General features: G+C 41.0%; 16 protein-coding genes. 8 read left to right on the top strand and 8 right to left on the bottom strand.

The window, feature by feature from the left end:
- Positions 1 to 23: 23 nt before the first annotated feature.
- Entirely contained in the window at positions 24 to 248 is a 225-nt protein-coding gene (locus LDM98_RS03445; RefSeq protein ID WP_223897947.1) for a DUF2905 domain-containing protein, read from the bottom strand.
- A 59-nt stretch (positions 249 to 307) separates the two neighbouring features.
- Here LDM98_RS03445 and LDM98_RS03440 point away from each other — a divergent pair, with 59 nt between their 5' ends.
- Both LDM98_RS03440 and metK read left to right on the top strand, forming a co-directional pair.
- On the top strand, positions 308 to 835 hold the full coding sequence (locus LDM98_RS03440; protein ID WP_223897946.1) for an O-acetyl-ADP-ribose deacetylase: 528 nt from the start codon (positions 308 to 310) through the stop codon (positions 833 to 835).
- A 65-nt stretch (positions 836 to 900) separates the two neighbouring features.
- Positions 901 to 2,103, top strand: a complete 1,203-nt coding sequence (gene metK, locus LDM98_RS03435) for a methionine adenosyltransferase (RefSeq protein WP_223897945.1) — start codon at positions 901 to 903, stop codon at positions 2,101 to 2,103.
- Between the two features lie 10 nt (positions 2,104 to 2,113).
- On the opposite strand, the gene LDM98_RS03430 is transcribed toward metK, so the two are convergent.
- Positions 2,114 to 3,808 (bottom strand): nickel-dependent hydrogenase large subunit, encoded by a 1,695-nt coding sequence (locus LDM98_RS03430; RefSeq protein ID WP_223897944.1) that lies wholly within the window; start codon positions 3,806 to 3,808, stop codon positions 2,114 to 2,116.
- Complete coding sequence (locus LDM98_RS03425) at positions 3,795 to 6,263, bottom strand: hydrogenase small subunit (RefSeq protein WP_223897943.1); 2,469 nt, start codon at positions 6,261 to 6,263, stop codon at positions 3,795 to 3,797. Before LDM98_RS03425 ends, LDM98_RS03430 begins: the two co-directional genes overlap by 14 nt.
- A 104-nt stretch (positions 6,264 to 6,367) precedes the next feature.
- Between LDM98_RS03425 and LDM98_RS03420 the strand changes: the two genes are divergently transcribed.
- Entirely contained in the window at positions 6,368 to 8,875 is a 2,508-nt protein-coding gene (locus LDM98_RS03420) for a cation-transporting P-type ATPase (protein WP_223897942.1), read from the top strand.
- A 32-nt stretch (positions 8,876 to 8,907) separates the two neighbouring features.
- Here LDM98_RS03420 and LDM98_RS03415 read toward each other — a convergent pair whose 3' ends face one another.
- Genes LDM98_RS03415 through LDM98_RS03395 form a run of 5 tightly spaced genes read right to left on the bottom strand, consistent with a single transcriptional unit; the run spans position 8,908 to position 12,984 of the window.
- Positions 8,908 to 9,750: a F0F1 ATP synthase subunit gamma gene (locus LDM98_RS03415; protein ID WP_223897941.1), complete on the bottom strand. Its 843-nt coding sequence runs from the start codon at positions 9,748 to 9,750 to the stop codon at positions 8,908 to 8,910.
- Positions 9,747 to 11,261, bottom strand: a complete 1,515-nt coding sequence (locus LDM98_RS03410; RefSeq protein WP_223897940.1) for a F0F1 ATP synthase subunit alpha — start codon at positions 11,259 to 11,261, stop codon at positions 9,747 to 9,749. Before LDM98_RS03410 ends, LDM98_RS03415 begins: the two co-directional genes overlap by 4 nt.
- Before the next feature lies 1 nt (position 11,262).
- Positions 11,263 to 12,012 (bottom strand): F0F1 ATP synthase subunit delta, encoded by a 750-nt coding sequence (locus tag LDM98_RS03405; RefSeq protein ID WP_223897939.1) that lies wholly within the window; start codon positions 12,010 to 12,012, stop codon positions 11,263 to 11,265.
- Between the two features lie 5 nt (positions 12,013 to 12,017).
- Complete coding sequence (atpE, locus tag LDM98_RS03400) at positions 12,018 to 12,284, bottom strand: ATP synthase F0 subunit C (RefSeq protein ID WP_223897938.1); 267 nt, start codon at positions 12,282 to 12,284, stop codon at positions 12,018 to 12,020.
- Complete coding sequence (locus LDM98_RS03395; RefSeq protein ID WP_223897937.1) at positions 12,277 to 12,984, bottom strand: F0F1 ATP synthase subunit A; 708 nt, start codon at positions 12,982 to 12,984, stop codon at positions 12,277 to 12,279. The genes atpE and LDM98_RS03395 overlap by 8 nt, the downstream gene beginning before the upstream one ends.
- Positions 12,985 to 13,104: 120 nt before the next feature.
- On the opposite strand from LDM98_RS03395, the gene atpD reads away from it, so the two are divergent.
- From atpD to LDM98_RS03370, 5 genes are all read left to right on the top strand, one after another.
- On the top strand, positions 13,105 to 14,466 hold the full coding sequence (gene atpD / locus LDM98_RS03390) for a F0F1 ATP synthase subunit beta (RefSeq protein ID WP_223897936.1): 1,362 nt from the start codon (positions 13,105 to 13,107) through the stop codon (positions 14,464 to 14,466).
- Positions 14,450 to 14,851, top strand: coding sequence for a hypothetical protein (locus LDM98_RS03385; RefSeq protein WP_223897935.1), 402 nt, complete (start codon positions 14,450 to 14,452; stop codon positions 14,849 to 14,851). The genes atpD and LDM98_RS03385 overlap by 17 nt, the downstream gene beginning before the upstream one ends.
- Positions 14,844 to 15,131: an AtpZ/AtpI family protein gene (locus tag LDM98_RS03380; RefSeq protein WP_223897934.1), complete on the top strand. Its 288-nt coding sequence runs from the start codon at positions 14,844 to 14,846 to the stop codon at positions 15,129 to 15,131. The genes LDM98_RS03385 and LDM98_RS03380 overlap by 8 nt, the downstream gene beginning before the upstream one ends.
- Complete coding sequence (locus LDM98_RS11810; protein ID WP_223897933.1) at positions 15,128 to 15,373, top strand: ATP synthase subunit I; 246 nt, start codon at positions 15,128 to 15,130, stop codon at positions 15,371 to 15,373. The genes LDM98_RS03380 and LDM98_RS11810 overlap by 4 nt, the downstream gene beginning before the upstream one ends.
- 226 nt (positions 15,374 to 15,599) lie before the next feature.
- The gene (locus LDM98_RS03370; protein WP_223897932.1) at positions 15,600 to 16,460 is read left to right on the top strand and encodes a universal stress protein; all 861 of its coding nucleotides are present in this window, start codon (positions 15,600 to 15,602) and stop codon (positions 16,458 to 16,460) included.
- Positions 16,461 to 16,487 lie beyond the last annotated feature (27 nt).

Raw genomic sequence — 16,487 nt, 5'->3', positions numbered from 1 at the left:
TTATATCATCAGATTAGAAATTCTTATTTAAAGAATCTGTTGAAGAGATAGAACAACAGCGATACAATGATACTGATCAAGATAGATGTTGTGATCGGAAAATAAAAAGAAAAATTCTCTTTTTTGATGGAGATATCACCGGGAAGTTTGCCAAGATTGAAGGGAAGTCTGTCACTAAAGAGTAAAACCATACCTACTATGATGATCACCATACCCATAAAGATAAGACTTTTTCCAATATCACTCATGATAACTCTGCTCCTTATTTTATGATATTATAGGATAAATCTTTTTTAAAGGCAAAAGGATGGATAGGATCATTATAAAAACAGGTGATATAACAAAAGAGAATGTCTGTGCGATCGTTAATGCAGCGAACATTTCTCTTATGGGCGGTGGCGGTGTAGATGGTGCCATCCACAGAGCAGGGGGAGCTGAAATCCTGGAAGCATGCCAAAAGATACGCCAGGAGAGATACCCTGAAGGACTGCCTACGGGAGAAGCCGTAGTCACCAGTGCGGGCAATTTACCTTCAACCTATGTCATCCATACAGTAGGGCCGATCTATCATCAGTGCGGTGAGCTTTGTGCAGAGCTGTTGGCTTCCTGCTATAGAAAATCACTTGAAGTGGCTCATAGACTAGGGTGTAAGGATGTTTCTTTTCCGGCCATTTCTACAGGAGTATACGGTTATCCTAAAGATAAAGCAGCAATGATTGCTTATGAATCGGTAAGTCACTTTTTGGAGGCAAACAAGGATATACATGTGCATTTTGTATTTCACAATGAGAAGGACAGAGCATTATTTATTAAAACGATAGAAGGTGAGCACTGAAAGTACCTGCTAATGTATTGTTTGTTATGATAAGAAAATATAAAGAATAAAAAAAAGGAACTATGATGTATCTTTTTGCTTCAGAGTCTGTTTCGGCAGGACATCCTGACAAGTGCGCAGATATCATTGCTGACAGTATCGTGGATACGTTGCTGCAACGTGATCCAGATGCTAAAGTAGCCACAGAAGTATTTATCACTGGAAATCATATCATCATAGGCGGTGAAGTGAGGACCAAAGTTCCTGTTGATCCTGCATTTTATGAAGAGATTGCCATCAAAGCACTCAAAAAGATCGGGTATCCTGAAGCAGGCTTTGAGAGAGGGGAAACCTTTTTCCCTGATGAGGCAGAGGTGCATGTCCATGTCAGTACTCAGTCACCGGATATCACGATGGGGGTAGAGAAAGCAGATCATGAGATAGGCGCTGGGGATCAGGGAATGATGTTCGGCTATGCCAGTATTGAAAGAGAGGATTATATGCCCAGTGCCTTTTCCTATGCCAGAGAGATCAGAGATGTACTCTATGCCTATGCGCTCAAACATCCCGAGACGTTCGGTGTGGATATGAAAACACAAGTGGTCATGGACTATGAAACCAAAGAGAACTTTGATCATTGCAGGCCTCAGCGTATTGCAAAGATCATCGTGGCTATTGCACATAACAAAGCAGTAACACAGGAAGAAGTAAAGCGTTTGGTCAAAAAGATCATCACAGAGAACGTAAAGTTTACAGCAGGGCATTTTAATGAAGAAGATATAGAGTTTTATATCAACAATACGGGCAGATTTGTGCAGCATTCACCTATCGCAGATTCCGGTTTGACAGGCAGGAAAGTAGTGTGTGATACGTATGGGGGATATGCGCCTATCGGTGGGGGCTCACAAAGTTCCAAAGACTATACGAAAGTGGATCGTACAGCGCTTTATGCGGCAAGATGGCTGGCTAAACATATCGTTGCTTCGGGGCTTGCCAAGAAGGCATTGGTACAGCTCTCCTATGTGATCGCGGAGACCAGGCCTTCTTCAGTCACTGTCGATACCCTGCATACGGGGTTAACAGAGCTCAAAGACGAAACACTCTCTCAGATCATCGCAGACAAATTCCCGCTTACGCCTAGATGGATCACTCAGAAATTTGGTCTGGATCGTCCAGGCAAAGAACGATTTTTATACGCCGATATCGCGGCAAAAGGCCAGATAGGCTATGCAGCGTATCCATGGGAAGTGTTGGATGAACTGGATTGGTTTAGCTCTTTAAAAGCGTAGCTACACGCTTTTAAATGGCACAAGAGGCATTGATCTTATACTGGCCGATGTCATTGCCTTTTATATCCATGACATGCACTGCACATGCCAGACAGGGATCAAAGGAATGTACGACCCGCAACACTTCCAAAGGATTGGAGGGATCGGCAAGTGTGATACCGATAAGCGACTCTTCATAAGGACCTCGGATACCTGAGGCATCCTTGGGGGAAGCGTTCCATGTGGTCGGAACAACGGCCTGATAATTGGATATCTTGGCATCTTCTATACTGACAAAATGTGACAGTACTCCTCGAGGAACTTCAAAGATACCATGTCCTTTTGCCTGTGGAGCAAGTGCTTCGAATACATACTTTGTCCACGTCTCTTCATCATAGTATTTGATATTTTCGATAAGCTCGCTGCAAAAATCAAAGATATGGTCACAACAGACCTGAGACTCTACTGCACGTGCCGCATTGCGTCCCAATGTGGTAGAAAAATCTATAAGCTCGAGACCCGTTGCATCCATAAAGTTCTGCATGTAGGGTTTTATGGTCTTAGATCCTTTGCTGTAGCCCATGATCATACGTGCAACAGGTCCGACTTCCATCGGTCTGCCTTTATAGCGAGGCGCCTTGACCCAGCTGTATTTACCCTCTGTTTTTAAGCTTCCATCATCATTCAAGTCCGTATAAAAAGGCGTGGTCTCTCCATCATACGGCGATAGGGGTGCATCCTGTTCGTACCAAGAACGTGATGCTTCTTCTGTGATGTACGCTTCATCAAACACATCTATAGTTTTAAAATCATGAGCATAGATCACGCCTCCTTCAAACAGCTGTTCTGACTTTCCGAAACGGTAACCACCGACCGCCATAAAATTACCGCTTCCCCGTCCAAAACCGGATTTTATCTCATGCTTATAAGCCTTGACTGCCATTTTCATATCAGGGATATAAGCGCGCTCAATAAAGTCACGTGTTTCTTTGAGGATGAACATAAAGTCATTCAGACGTTGAGGGTTAAGCATGTCTGCCACGCTTGTCACTCCACCGACCACAAGGTTTTGAGGGTGTGGTGTCTTGCCTGTAAATATCGCGATAGCCTTGCTCATCTCACGCTGGATATTCAAAGCATCGAGGTAATGGCTCATATGTACCAGGTTCTCTTCCGGTGTGAACCTATAGGCCGAATGCCCCCAGTAACCGTTGGCAAAAAGACCAAGCCGTCCTGCTTTGACAAATGAATCCAATTTTTGTTGCACACTTTTCAAATGTGCAGCTGAACTTAGATAGGGGTGTTCATGGTATGCTTTTGCAACCTGTGATGCTTTTTCCGGGTCGGCTTCAAGGGCAGAGACCACATCCACATAATCAAGAGAATGCAGATGGTAATAATGGATAATATGATCCTGAACAAAAAGTGCCAGTGTTACCAGATCTCTAATGATCTCTGCATTTTTCGGTAAGGCGATATTGTACGCATTTTCTACCGCACTGATGGAAGCACGGTAATGCACATTCGTACAGACCCCGCAAATACGCTGGGCGATCAGTCCGACATCACGTGGATCTCGCCCTTTCAAAATGATCTCAATACCGCGAAACAACTGTCCGGAAGCCCAGGCTTCAGTAACCACATTGTTCTCATCGACTTCGACCTCGATACGCAAATGCCCTTCGATCCTTGTGATCGGATCTATCACAATTTTACGACTTGCCATGATTTGTTCCTGCATCTTCTAAGATTTTTTTCGTTTCATCGTCCACTTCTCTGTGGTTTGCCAAGTGGTCAAATGCGATCTTTCCGAGTGCACAGCCGAAACATCCGTGTCCTGCCTGAACCGGCCAGCTTGTTCCCTCATTGAACTTCACCAAAGAGCAGTTCAGATGGGCATAAGGACCCTTGCACCCCATCTTGAACAGACACCAGCCTTTTTTTGCTCCTTCATCACCCCATTCCTCAACAAATTCACCAAGCTCATAATGGCCGCGTCTTTCACAATTGTCATGGATCCTGAAACCATAGGCCCATTCAGGACGGTTTTTTTCATCAAGCTTCGGAAGTTCACCGAACATGATGTAGTGCAGTAAAGTTCCTACGATATTGATTGGATTGACCGGACAGCCCGGAAGATTGATGATATCATCTCTACCCAGGGCTTCTGCAACGCCTACCGCACCGGTCGGGTTGGGCTTTGCCGCTACAACTCCTCCGTCAAAAGCACAAGAGCCTACAGCAAGCACGGCTGCTGCATTTTGTGCCACACGCTTGAGCAAGGTATGTCCTGTTTCACCCTTTGGTCCGATCCTCAGAAATTTTCCTTCCATTCCTAAAGGAACGGCACCTTCTACCATCAGGATATATCTTCCGGCATCATTTTCAATAATACTCTGAAGTACCGATTCTGACTTATCTCCCGATGCCGCCATAAGAAGTTCATGATAATCCAAAGAGATATATTTCAAAATAAGGTCTTCTACATTGGGGTGAGCGGACTTGATAAAGCCTTCCGAATTTCCCGTACAATCAGCCAGTTCCAGCCAGATGATCGGTATTTTGTTCAACTGTTCAAGACCTTGACCGACAAGCTCTTCATATTCCGGGCCCAGACGCATATTTGCAGTGATCATGGAGACCCAGCTGTTGTATTCCTTCTTCAGATCAAAGGCTTTGATCGCTTCTTGAAGGTTCTCATCTTCTATCTGGTTCTTTGGATGCAAGGCATTATATTTGTCAATACGACGCTGGACTTTTTCCAGTTCTTCTGTCTTTTTCTTTTCTTCCCGTTCCGCTTTGATACGTCGTGCCTCTTCGGGATCGACCGGAGTATCTATGATCAACTGCTCCACGTCTTTCTTGCAGCGTCCGCAGACCCTTCCGGCTTCACTAAAGGGCTTAAGTTCTGAAAAACTCTCAACACAGTGTGTCTTAATGATATCGACAAGGTCGTTCTTATAGCTGCCTACACAGCTGCAGATAAGTCTGCCACGCTTACTGACAAGACGATTGGAATAAAAAGAAGAGGTATCGATCTTTTTATCCTCTTCCATCATTCTTCTCAACTCTATCACATCAACGTTCGTATTGATACCGATAAAACGGACCAGCCTGTCCTTATTCATAATATACTGATCGATACGTTCTTCCTGCTTGGATGAGATCACAATATCTTCATTATCTTTATCTTTGGGATCATACAGTGTGGAGGTGACATCAGCAAGCAAAAAAGAACCGACTTTGAGTCCGTCAACTGTCACAAACTCTTTAAATCCTTCATCTTCGATCCCTAAGATAGAAGCTATAGCGGCATCTGCCTGAAGGGTACACTCCCTGACCCTACCGGCGATATAACCATCCGGCATCTGTGCGACTTCGCCAACGGCATATATGTCCGGATCTGAGGTACGCATATGTTCATCCACAAGGATGCCTTTGTCGATATCAAGGGTCCCTTTCGCACACTCAGTACTCGGCGAAATCCCCACTCCAAAAATAACAAAAGGATGATCTATCGTGTGTGACTTCATAATGACCTGTGTGATCTCATCGCCTTCGATCTTCTTATCGATGATCTCTTCTTCCAGTAATATCTGAACGCGGGAATCACTCTCTTCATAGATCCGCTTCATCATCTCTACTGCTACAGGTGTGAGTGCTTTATCATAAAGATGCATACCGCGTGAGACAAGATAGATCTTCTCAGGCCCGTCCAATCCGCAAAGCGTGTCCAGAAGCTCCAGCCCAATAGGGCCCACACCCATCATGACAACATTTTTGCCCTTGCTGCATTTAGCTATACATTCACTGTCGGCAGCACTTCTAAAGGTTCTGGCATTTTTGATTCCCTCAATGTCAAAGAGAGTTCTGGGATGAGAACCGGTCGCAATGATGAGGGTATCATAGCTAAAACTCGAATTCTTTGTGTAGATCCGTTTAGCTTCCTTGTCTATTTGGATGACTTCTGAATCAAGCTCAAGTCTGACGCCAGGAGGAAGGGGCAAGGCAATGTCTTTAATATCTGAAGTACCATTGATCAAGGAGCACAGATGGATCCGATCATAGGGAGGATTTGATTCTTTGGATACGATCAATATTTCATGCTTGGGCGCCTTCTCTAAAATAGAGTTGGCCATGTAAGCGGCAGCGATCCCACCGCCTATGATCACGATTCGCATAATATTCTCCGTTAAGCATATGATATAGTTTACAGTAACTTTCTTAGATAATTATAACAAATAAAATATGTTACACTAATATAGATGAAATAGAGGAAAAACCCATGACTATTCCAGAGTATCCCCATGCTGAAACGATAGACTCCTTAGCCCAAAATATGGAAATTTCGAAAGAAGGGTTAACCAAAGAGAGGGCAGAAAAGAATCTTTCAATGTATGGTTTGAATGAGATAACAGAAAAAAAGCATAATATTTTTATACTCTTTCTTTCACAATTTAAAAGTCCTTTGGTCTATGTGTTGGTAGTTGCAGTGATACTTTCTTTTTTTTTAGGAAATATACATGAAGGGGTACTGATACTGATCATACTCCTGTTCAATGCATTCATAGGATTTTGGCAGGAACTTAAAGCGCTTAGTTCTATTAAATCACTCAAAAAACTCACTGAAAGCAAAACACAGGTTAAACGTGACAATCAGATATTTTCTATCCCATCTTCACAGCTTGTGCCTGGTGATGTCATTCTATTGTCTGAAGGTGATATTGTTCCTGCCGATATACGTCTTTTTGATACCAATGGACTGGTCATCGATGAATCGATTCTTACGGGAGAATCTGTACCGGTAGAAAAAGATTCAAATCTTACTCTACCAAAAGAGACTCTACCCTATGAATTAGACAATATGGCACTATCAGGCACTACAGTAACAAAAGGAAATGCAGAAGGTTTTGTCGTATTTACAGCACAAAAGACTTATCTCGCATCTATTGCAGGGAAAGCAGAAGAAGAGTCTCCAGACACCCCTTTAACAAAAGCACTGGAAGTTTTTATAAAAAAACATATGCTTATCCTGCTTGTATTGATCGTGTTAACTGCTTTCCTCGCATATAGACAAGGAAGAGAAAATATTGAGATCATTTATCTCATCATTGCCGAATTGGTCTCTGCTGTACCTGAAGGCTTGCCTATCGTAGTCACACTGGTGCTTACGATTGGAGCAATGACACTTAGTCTAAGAAAAGTCTATATTCGCCACTTGCCTTCTGTCGAGACTTTAGGTAGCACTACGGTTATTGCATCTGATAAAACCGGTACTATCACACAGGGAAAACTCAAAGTAGAAGAGGTTTTTTCACTCAATGAAACATTCTCTCAAACCGTTTCAGCACTTGCAAATGAATCCATAGAAGGTAAAGGAGATCCTTTAGATACTGCCCTTGCACTTTGGCTGGGTCAAGAGTACCAAAGCATCAGAGCAAAATATCCCCGAGTCAATCTTTATCCTTTTGATACGAAATACAGATTGATGGCCAGTTCTAATATGATCCAAAAAGAGCACAAAATATTTGTTAAAGGGGCGTTTGAATCACTTAAGCAGTTTGCTACCAATCGGGATGATTTTGATACTCTGGAGAAAGAACATGACAGCTTGGCTTCCAATGGATTAAGAGTCATTGCATTGGGAACAGGAGAGCATACAACGGATGATATTGAAAAATGGCAAATTGAAATTGTAGGGTTGGTAGGCTTTTTGGATCCTCCAAAAGAGGGTGTTTTAGAAGCTGTACAAACGGCACAAAAGGCTGGGGTTAAAGTGATGATGATCACTGGGGATAACCCGCTTACAGCTGCAGCTGTTGCAAGATCAGTCAATATATATAAAGAAGGTGATCTGGTTGTTAGCGGCAAAGAACTTAACAGTATGAATGATGAGACATTAGAAAACATGTTGCCAAAGGTCACTGTTTGGGCAAGAGTCCTTCCTGAACATAAGTATCGTATCGTGAAGATACTGCAAAAACAAGGAGAGGTTGTTGCTGTTACAGGAGATGGTGCGAATGATGTTCCTGCCCTTAAAACAGCTGATCTGGGCATTGCTATGGGCGGCGGAACAGATGCAGCAAAATCTACCGCAAAAATGGTACTTGCTGACAATAATCTCTCTGTTATTGTTGATGCGATCAAACAAGGTCGCACCATTGCCAGTAATATTCGTAAAGCGATCTATTTTCTTGTCTCTACGAGTTTGGATGAAGTGATCCTTATCACCGGTGCGATCTTAATGGCACTACCGTTACCGCTTTATCCCGTACAAATATTGTGGATCAATCTTGTTGCAGACAGTGCATTAGACAAAACCTTCCCCTTTATGAAGGATGAAGTCGATGTAATGAATGGGCCACCCACCAAGCTACGCGAGCAATTTTTAGATAAAATACAACTCATACGTGTACTTTATGCAGCATTGATCATCAGTTCAGGTGCACTCTTGATGTATATATGGATGTTGGATCACTACGGTAAAGAGAGTGCAATCTCCACACTTTTCACGGCATTTGTCATTTCTACATGGATCAACGGATTACAATCTCTTAAAGAGCATGAACCTTTTTTAAAAAATATTAAAAAATCATTACAAATAAACCCCTATATATTTTATGGAATAGGCATAGGACTTGTACTGCAGACATTTGCTATTTATGTACTCTCCGACCTCTTTCATACACTTCCCTTAAATGATGAGTCACTTTTGATGATCGGTTTCTTGGCACTATGGGTATTTGGTATGATTGAAATTCGTAAATGGGTTGAGTATCTGTGGAAAAAGTAACTAGAATTTGAGGAGGTTTGTTCCTTTACATCTTACTTTATTATCGAGCGATAAGCATTTACAATATCTAAAAGCTCATCTGTGATCTCTTGCTGACGATGTACATTTAACTCTTGCATCAAAAGTTTTTCTCTTTCCTTGATCGCATTGCTTGCTTGTACCATGGCGTTAAGCCTTGCCTGGTTTTCGCTGGCAACTGACTCAATAAATGCTCTGTAGATCGAGGTATGCAGATACTCTTTGATGAGAGCGTGTAGGATATCCTCTGCTTGTAGATACAGGAGCGGCTTTTCTTGTATAGGTTGTTTATGAAACTTTGAGAAATCGGGAGGCAACACTTTTTTTTCAACGATATTGTAGCTTCCGGCTTCCAGCTCTGCATATATGAGATTGAGGTTACTAAAGTGTTCTTTTTCAAATATTTCAATCAGGTAGGAAGAGAGTTCTATGGCATTGATTTCGATAGCTTCAACATTTGAAGCGCCGTTTAGATAGCGACTGCATGATATCTTTCTTGATCTTGCCACCTCGGCACCTTTGGTGCCTATGATGATCGTAATAGAGTTGCCTTGGGGGATTTTTTCAAAAAAATTTAAAATATCTTCATTAAAAAAACCGCAAAGTCCCTCCTGAGACATGAAGACTACAAAAATAGTTTTTTTTGTTTCACTTAACTTTTCTTTGATCAGATATGGAAAAAGAGTGATGATCTCTCCAAAGGAATCTTCGATACTGTTTTGGTAAATACGTAAATTTGAGAGGCCTTTTTTAGCTGTTTGTACATTAAAATTGGCAAATGCCTTCATGGATGAGACGATCTCTTCTATCTCTTTTGCACTTTGGAGTTTTCTTTTTAGCGCAAAAGAGGGGATCATGACTGCCACTCTTTTGCATAGGCATCTGCAACCGTTTTCAATAGGCTTATTAAGTACTTGTCCATATGATCTGCTGTACTTATGGCTTGTAAAATATCTTGATGCTCCGTTTCCAAATGTAGACGGAATTTATCTATAAACAGCTCTACCTCTCCCAATGGCAACTTTTCAAGATAGCCTTCATTATGCAGAAAAAATATCGCTACCTGCATGGGCATACTGATATGTTTGGACCGATCCTGTTTCAGGGCTACCCTCAGTGCTTTTCCTCTGTCTATCAGTTTTTGTGTCTCTTTTTCGACTTTTGCACCAAATTTTGTAAATACTTCAACCTCCAGAAACTGGGAGTAATCAAGCTTGAGTTTAACCGCTATTTTTTTAAGCACCTCTGCCTGTGCTTTACCCCCGATCCTTGATACAGATTTAGCTATATCGATAGCAGGTAAAAGGCCTTTGTTGAACAGTTCCCTGTCAAGATAGATCTGTCCGTCTGTTATGGAGATAAGATTTGTAGGGATGTAGTCAGAGATCCTGCCTGATTGGGTCTCTATAATAGGCAAAGCCGTAATGGAGCCGCCCGTGTATTTCTCTGCTCTTTTACCTGCTCTCTCTAGAAGTTTTGAGTGTATGAAAAATATATCTCCGGGATATGCTTCACGCCCGGGCGGAATTTCAAGAAGCAAAGAGATGCTTCTGTAGGCATCTGCATGTTTGGTCAGGTCATCATACACGATCAATACATCTTTCCCCTGATCGGCAAAATATTCGGCAATCGCAGCGCCGGAGTAGGGTGCTATGAACTTCATACCCGGCGACGTATCTGCGGGTGCGGCAACGATGACCGTATGTGAAAGTGCATCGTTTTTTTTCAAGTCATTGATCACTCTGGCGATCTGCGCTTTCTTCTGCCCAATAGCGACATAGATACAATAGACATTTTTATCTTTTTGGTTGATGATAGTATCTACGGCAATCGAACTCTTTCCCAGAGATGCATCCGATATGATAAGTTCCCTTTGCCCTTTTCCAATGGGTATCATTGCATCAATGATCTTGATCCCGGTATATAGGGGTTCTTTGACAAAATCACGCTTTATCATTTGAACGGCCTCTTTTTCTATGGGGTAGCGTTCTTTTGTTTTTACCTCTTGATCAGCATCGACCAGTTTGGAGAGAGGATCGATCACCTTTCCAAGAAGTTCGAAGCCTACAGGGATGGAGATGCTTTGGTCGGTGCAGCTTACCCGATCTTCGACATCAAGAGAGGTGTAATCACCCAAAACAACAGCCTGTACAGAGTCTTTTTTGATATTGAGTGTCAAAGCAAAAAGATTGTGTGGAAGCTTCAGAAGTTCAAAGTAAGAGACAGTGGAGAGATCTCTGACCTCTATAATACCATCGCTAATACTGGAGATATACCCTTCTTCTTTGGTGGTAAATGTTGAAGTAAACCGTTGAGAGACACGGTAGAGTTTTTTAAATGTTTTATCGATATGCTCTTGTGTTTCCATATTATAACTCCTTCACAGCTTCGTCTTTTAACTGTTCCAAAGTTTGCCGGATCGAACCATCAAGTATTTTGTTTTCTATCTCAAGTTTTATGCCGCCTATAAGTGCACTATCTACAAAAGTCTCTAGAGAGGCTATTTTTATATCCAGGGTATGCTCAAGCGTCTCTTTAATTTGATGTATCGTTTTTTCTTCTATGTTTAGTGCCGTAGTCAGTTTGATCTTGCACTCTCTGGTTTTTATCTCTTTTTTAACTATCTCTATCTCGTCTGTATCTGCACGCTTGAGTTCATCAAGAAATTTTTCGATCAGTTTTTGATGCATCTCCTCATCTATCAATTCCTCTGCAAATCTTTTAATATAGTCCATGCCAAAATAGACACTTCGCTCTTTGATAGTACTTTCTACTTCTTCCCTCTCAAGCTCCAGAATACTTTCTTGTTTGAGCCTCTCTTTCTCGATCTCTTTGTCTGCTTGTTCCAAGAGACGCTTTTTCTCCTCTTGCGCCTCTTTTCTTGCAACACTGAGCTCTCTGTCTTTTAAGATATCTATCTCTTTTAATTTTTCCTGATACGCCTGTTCCTTCTCTTCTAGGTTGTTCTCACCGGCTTCTATCTCCTCTAAACGTTTACTGAGAAGCTCATCTCTCTTTTGAATTACTTTTTTCAAAGGATTGAAAAAGAGTTTGTATAAAATATACAAAACGACAAAAAAGTTGATGATCTGAAAAGCAAAAGTCCACCAGTTGAACATAAGACTTATTTCCCGACTAAATCTAGCAGAGGGTTGGCAAATAAGATGATCAAGGCTATAACCAGTGAATAGATCGCCACTGATTCAACCATCGCCATACCAACAAACAGCAGACGGGTGATCTCGTTAGCCGATTCAGGCTGTCTTCCTATGGTCTCTATGGCTTTAGTGAGGGCTTCTGCTTCACCTCGTGAAGGTCCGTATCCTCCTATTGCGATCGTTAAACCTGCAGTGATGATCGATACTGCAACGATTATAGTCATACTATCCATTTTTTTTCTCCTTAGTTGATTTGAGTTCTTCCACCTGGATGCCGGCAATAATGAAGATATAGGTCAACAGCCCGAACAGAAAAGCATGCAATACATCTCCCACAATACTAAGCAGTATCATAGGTACCGGCACTAAAAAACCTACCAATGCGATAAGGATCGCAACGATCATTTCCCAGCTTAACATGTTTCCAAAAAGCCGTATGGCCATCGCAAAAATTCTTGAAATATCTGCAAACAAGTTAAACGGAAGCAGAAAGATCGAAGGTTCGATGTATTTTTTGAGATAGCCGCTAAAACCGCTAAATTTGATCCCATAATAATGTATTGAAAAAAAGACTATGACCGAAAGTGCGGCTGTTGTACTCAAATCTCTTGTAGGATTATGAAAATAGGGAATGAGCGATATCAAATTCATAAAGCCCACATAGATCCATATTGTACCGATAAATGGCACCAGTACCCATGCAGAGATATTGACAGAATTCTCCAGAGTCTGCTCTATGGCGATAACAATTCTTTCTGCAAAGATCTGTATTTTTGGTGGATGTGAAATGGACAATTTTCTAGTCGTGAAATAAGAGATAGCCGTCAGTATAAGTATAATTATCCAAGTGGTAACTAAGGTATCAGTTATGGGAATTACAAGAGAAGCGATTTTAAATTCAGATACGATCTCAGGAAATATATTTTCAATCATAATAATCTCTTATCACTTTATTTAAATTGATGATAAGATAAATGCGTTTTAGAATTGCTTAAAAGAAAAGAAGGCGACTCATTTGGTTATAATGGGATAAAAAAGATATAAAGACGCATCATGACCGGTAAAATAATAGCTTTAAGTTCAACCATATGCGATATCTACTTTGAAAAGGAACTGCCTTTTATTTATGAAGCACTTGTGTTGAAAGACAAAGACAAAACGCTTTATTTTGAGACCCAAAAACAGATAGATGAACATACCGTTCGCGCCATAGCTTTGGGGTATATGCAGGGTGTAAAAAAGGGAGCAGAAGTAAAACGTACCTATGAACAAATAAAAGTTCCGGTAGGAAAAGAGACATTGGGCAAGGTCTTTGATGCACTTGGTTTAGAGATCGATGGAGGAAAGAGCAAATTTTCAAAACGTCATACTATCCACAGACCTTCTTTGCAGATAGCTAAGCAGAGTGGCGGAATTGAGGTCTATGAAACGGGTATTAAGATCATCGATCTGCTCTCTCCGTTCATCAAAGGGGGTAAAGTTGGACTTTTTGGCGGAGCAGGTGTAGGAAAAACCGTTTTACTGATGGAGTTTATCTATAAATCTATCTCTTTGCATCAGGGAATCTCTTTGTTTGCTGGAGTAGGGGAGAGGATCAGAGAGGGGCATGAACTCTATGAAGAGATGAAAGAGTCCGGTGTGATGGATAATACCATTATGGTTTTCGGACAGATGAACGAATCCCCGGGAATTCGCTATATAACACCTCTGACAGCACTCACCATGGGAGAGTATTTCAGAGATGAAGAGCATAAGGATGTACTGCTGCTTATCGATAATATTTACCGTTTTATTCAGGCAGGACAGGAGATCTCTACACTGCTTGGAAGAATTCCTTCTCGCGTCGGATACCAGCCAACCCTTTCCAGTGAGATCGCCGAACTTGAAGAGCGTATTGCTTCCAGCAAGGAGGGCTCTATCACATCGATACAGGCGATCTATGTACCTGCTGATGATATTACTGATCCCGGTGTTGCTTCTGTTTTTGCCCATTTGGACACCTCTATCATACTCTCTCGTTCTCGTGCTTCAAAGGGTCTCTATCCCACGATAGATCCTCTTGCATCGCATTCAAAACTTTTTGATCCCTCCATTATAGGAGAAGAGCATTATGCGGTTGCAAAAGAGGTAAAAAGCATCCTGACAAAATATAATGAACTACAGGATGTCATCGCGATGCTGGGTATGGCTCAGCTGGGACATGAAGATCGTTTGACTGTGATGAGGGCCAGGAAACTGGAAAAATTTTTAACCCAGCCGTTTTTTGTCACGGAAGCTTTAAGTGGGAGAGAGGGCAAAAATGTTTCCCTTAAAGATACGATCAAGGGATGCAAAAAGATCATCTCAGGTGAGATGGATGAGATAGATGAGTCTCTTTTTTATATGATCGGAGCCATTGATGAAATCAACCTTTGATGCCACGATCATCACCCCGCAAGCTATAAAAACCGTAGAAAATATCTCCTTTTTCAGAGCAGAAGATAAAAGCGGTTCATTTGGTATCCTGCCTAGACATACAGCATTTCTAACCGTCCTGGAGTCCGCCATCGCAATAGCAGTGATAGACAATAAAGAGCATTATTATGCCTATAACGGCGGAATTCTCTCTTTTAAAAATAACCATTTGAAGATCATGACACAAGAGTTTGTAGAAAGTGATGATCTAAACAGGCTTTTGGATAGTATCACATACTCTTTCAAGGTGCAGGAAGAGAAGGAGCGTCTATTTAGTGACAACATAGAAAATCTGCAAAAGGCATTTATCAAAAAATTGATTGAAATGGAGAGAGATATTGGATAAAAAAACCCAAAAAGAGATGTTTCAGGACAATATTGACAAACAAGCTTCCTGGCTGAAGAAATGGCGAAAAAAAGGTATTTTCTGGGAAAAGGTCATGATCGTCGGTGCAATAGGCTGGATGATCGCCCTGCCTATGGTTCTTGGCGGTTATCTGGGTACCTATCTGGATAAGCATTATGAAGTAGCAAACAGCACTTTCTCCTGGACGCTCACTTTTATTATTTTAGGACTTTTTGTTGCGATATACTCTGTCTGGAAAGTTTTTTTCTATAAAAAATGAAAGCACTACTTCTACTTTTTACAGGGATGCTTATAGGGACTTTCTATTTTGGACATCTGTATCTTCAACTGCAACATTTGAAAAAAAAGCATAAGATCCCGTTTTTTTTTACGTTTCTTGTTCGTTTTTTATTGTTGAGTATCATATTAGGTATGCTTTTTTATCACTTTAGCTATTTAGCTATTTATGCATTTTTTGGGTTCATTATCAGCAGATATTACTATGTATGGATACGTCAATAAAGCATGCAGTCATATTGCAATAAAAAATGAATATCCATAAGGGTATTTGGTCTGTAGAAGTCTTCAATATCCTGCAATATGATTTATTTCACAACTCATTTATTTTCCTCTCTTTGGTTTGACATTTTTATTGATGTTCTTAAGTTGTGCTATTAAGTTTTATAATAGTAGAATATAAATAGTTGCATAGTACCTTTGTGTTAAAATTTTTGAAAGAGGTGTAATCATGAAAGAATTAAAAAGGATATTAGTAGGTTTGGATGTCATTGAGAAATCAAATCATGTTCTCAAAAGAGCATTAAGTGTAGCCAATGAACACAAAGCTGATCTGTTTATTGTTCATGCAGTACAGACACCTTGGCTTGGTGTACCAAGCTATTTTGGTGGTAAAGATATTGAAATCGATAAAGAGAACATCACCAAAAGTATAGAAAAAAAGATCAAACTATTGAACCGAGAGTTTAAGGTCAACTGTTTTGTCTTCGTTAGAGAGGGTAATCCCCAGGATATCATACTCTATGAATCAAAATTAAATCAAACAGATATGATCATCATAGGTGCGCACAGTAAGGCAAAAGGGCGAAAAGGTTTCTTGGGTACGACTGCACAAAAAGTAGCTCATTTAAGTCATTTACCTGTTCTGATCGTTAAAAACAGTGCAAAAAATCCCTATAAGAACATCATTGCACCAACAGATTTTGGAATGCAATCAAAGCAAAGTATCTTATTTGCAAAAGAGATCTTTCGCAATGCAAAGATCAATGTGGTCAATGCCTTTGATACTATCTATATGGAAGGACCTTACGCTGTAGTAGGTCGTGATCTGTCACAATACAATGATGTAGCCAAATCCTGTGCCAAAAGTGATCTAAAACATTTTATGCAGGAAGTCTCTGTCAAGAAGGGTAAAGTGATCGATGGTGAACTTTATACGAAAGAGACACTGGTCACGTATATAAAGGAGGGACAATATGACCTTGTGGTTATAGGATCTCGCGGTACAGTAGGCTTGAATGCGCTGTTGGGAAGTGTGGCAAATTATATTTTAAGAGAAACATCTAAAGATGTCCTGGTCTATGTACCGTAGATACATACTATACATAGACACACATAT

The organism is Sulfurovum sp. TSL1 (assembly GCF_019972135.1).
Taxonomy (GTDB): domain Bacteria; phylum Campylobacterota; class Campylobacteria; order Campylobacterales; family Sulfurovaceae; genus Sulfurovum.
The sequence above is the reverse complement of the archived record's forward strand: the minus strand, read 5'-3'. Positions and strand labels throughout refer to the sequence as shown.

Coding starts and splice junctions, on each gene's coding strand:
- LDM98_RS03445 (WP_223897947.1), bottom strand. CDS start 248: ATGAGTGATATTGGAAAAAGTCTTATCTTTATGGGTATGGTGATCATC.
- LDM98_RS03440 (WP_223897946.1), top strand. CDS start 308: ATGGATAGGATCATTATAAAAACAGGTGATATAACAAAAGAGAATGTC.
- metK (WP_223897945.1), top strand. CDS start 901: ATGTATCTTTTTGCTTCAGAGTCTGTTTCGGCAGGACATCCTGACAAG.
- LDM98_RS03430 (WP_223897944.1), bottom strand. CDS start 3,808: ATGGCAAGTCGTAAAATTGTGATAGATCCGATCACAAGGATCGAAGGG.
- LDM98_RS03425 (WP_223897943.1), bottom strand. CDS start 6,263: ATGCGAATCGTGATCATAGGCGGTGGGATCGCTGCCGCTTACATGGCC.
- LDM98_RS03420 (WP_223897942.1), top strand. CDS start 6,368: ATGACTATTCCAGAGTATCCCCATGCTGAAACGATAGACTCCTTAGCC.
- LDM98_RS03415 (WP_223897941.1), bottom strand. CDS start 9,750: ATGATCCCCTCTTTTGCGCTAAAAAGAAAACTCCAAAGTGCAAAAGAG.
- LDM98_RS03410 (WP_223897940.1), bottom strand. CDS start 11,261: ATGGAAACACAAGAGCATATCGATAAAACATTTAAAAAACTCTACCGT.
- LDM98_RS03405 (WP_223897939.1), bottom strand. CDS start 12,012: ATGTTCAACTGGTGGACTTTTGCTTTTCAGATCATCAACTTTTTTGTC.
- atpE (WP_223897938.1), bottom strand. CDS start 12,284: ATGGATAGTATGACTATAATCGTTGCAGTATCGATCATCACTGCAGGT.
- LDM98_RS03395 (WP_223897937.1), bottom strand. CDS start 12,984: ATGATTGAAAATATATTTCCTGAGATCGTATCTGAATTTAAAATCGCT.
- atpD (WP_223897936.1), top strand. CDS start 13,105: ATGACCGGTAAAATAATAGCTTTAAGTTCAACCATATGCGATATCTAC.
- LDM98_RS03385 (WP_223897935.1), top strand. CDS start 14,450: ATGAAATCAACCTTTGATGCCACGATCATCACCCCGCAAGCTATAAAA.
- LDM98_RS11810 (WP_223897933.1), top strand. CDS start 15,128: ATGAAAGCACTACTTCTACTTTTTACAGGGATGCTTATAGGGACTTTC.
- LDM98_RS03370 (WP_223897932.1), top strand. CDS start 15,600: ATGAAAGAATTAAAAAGGATATTAGTAGGTTTGGATGTCATTGAGAAA.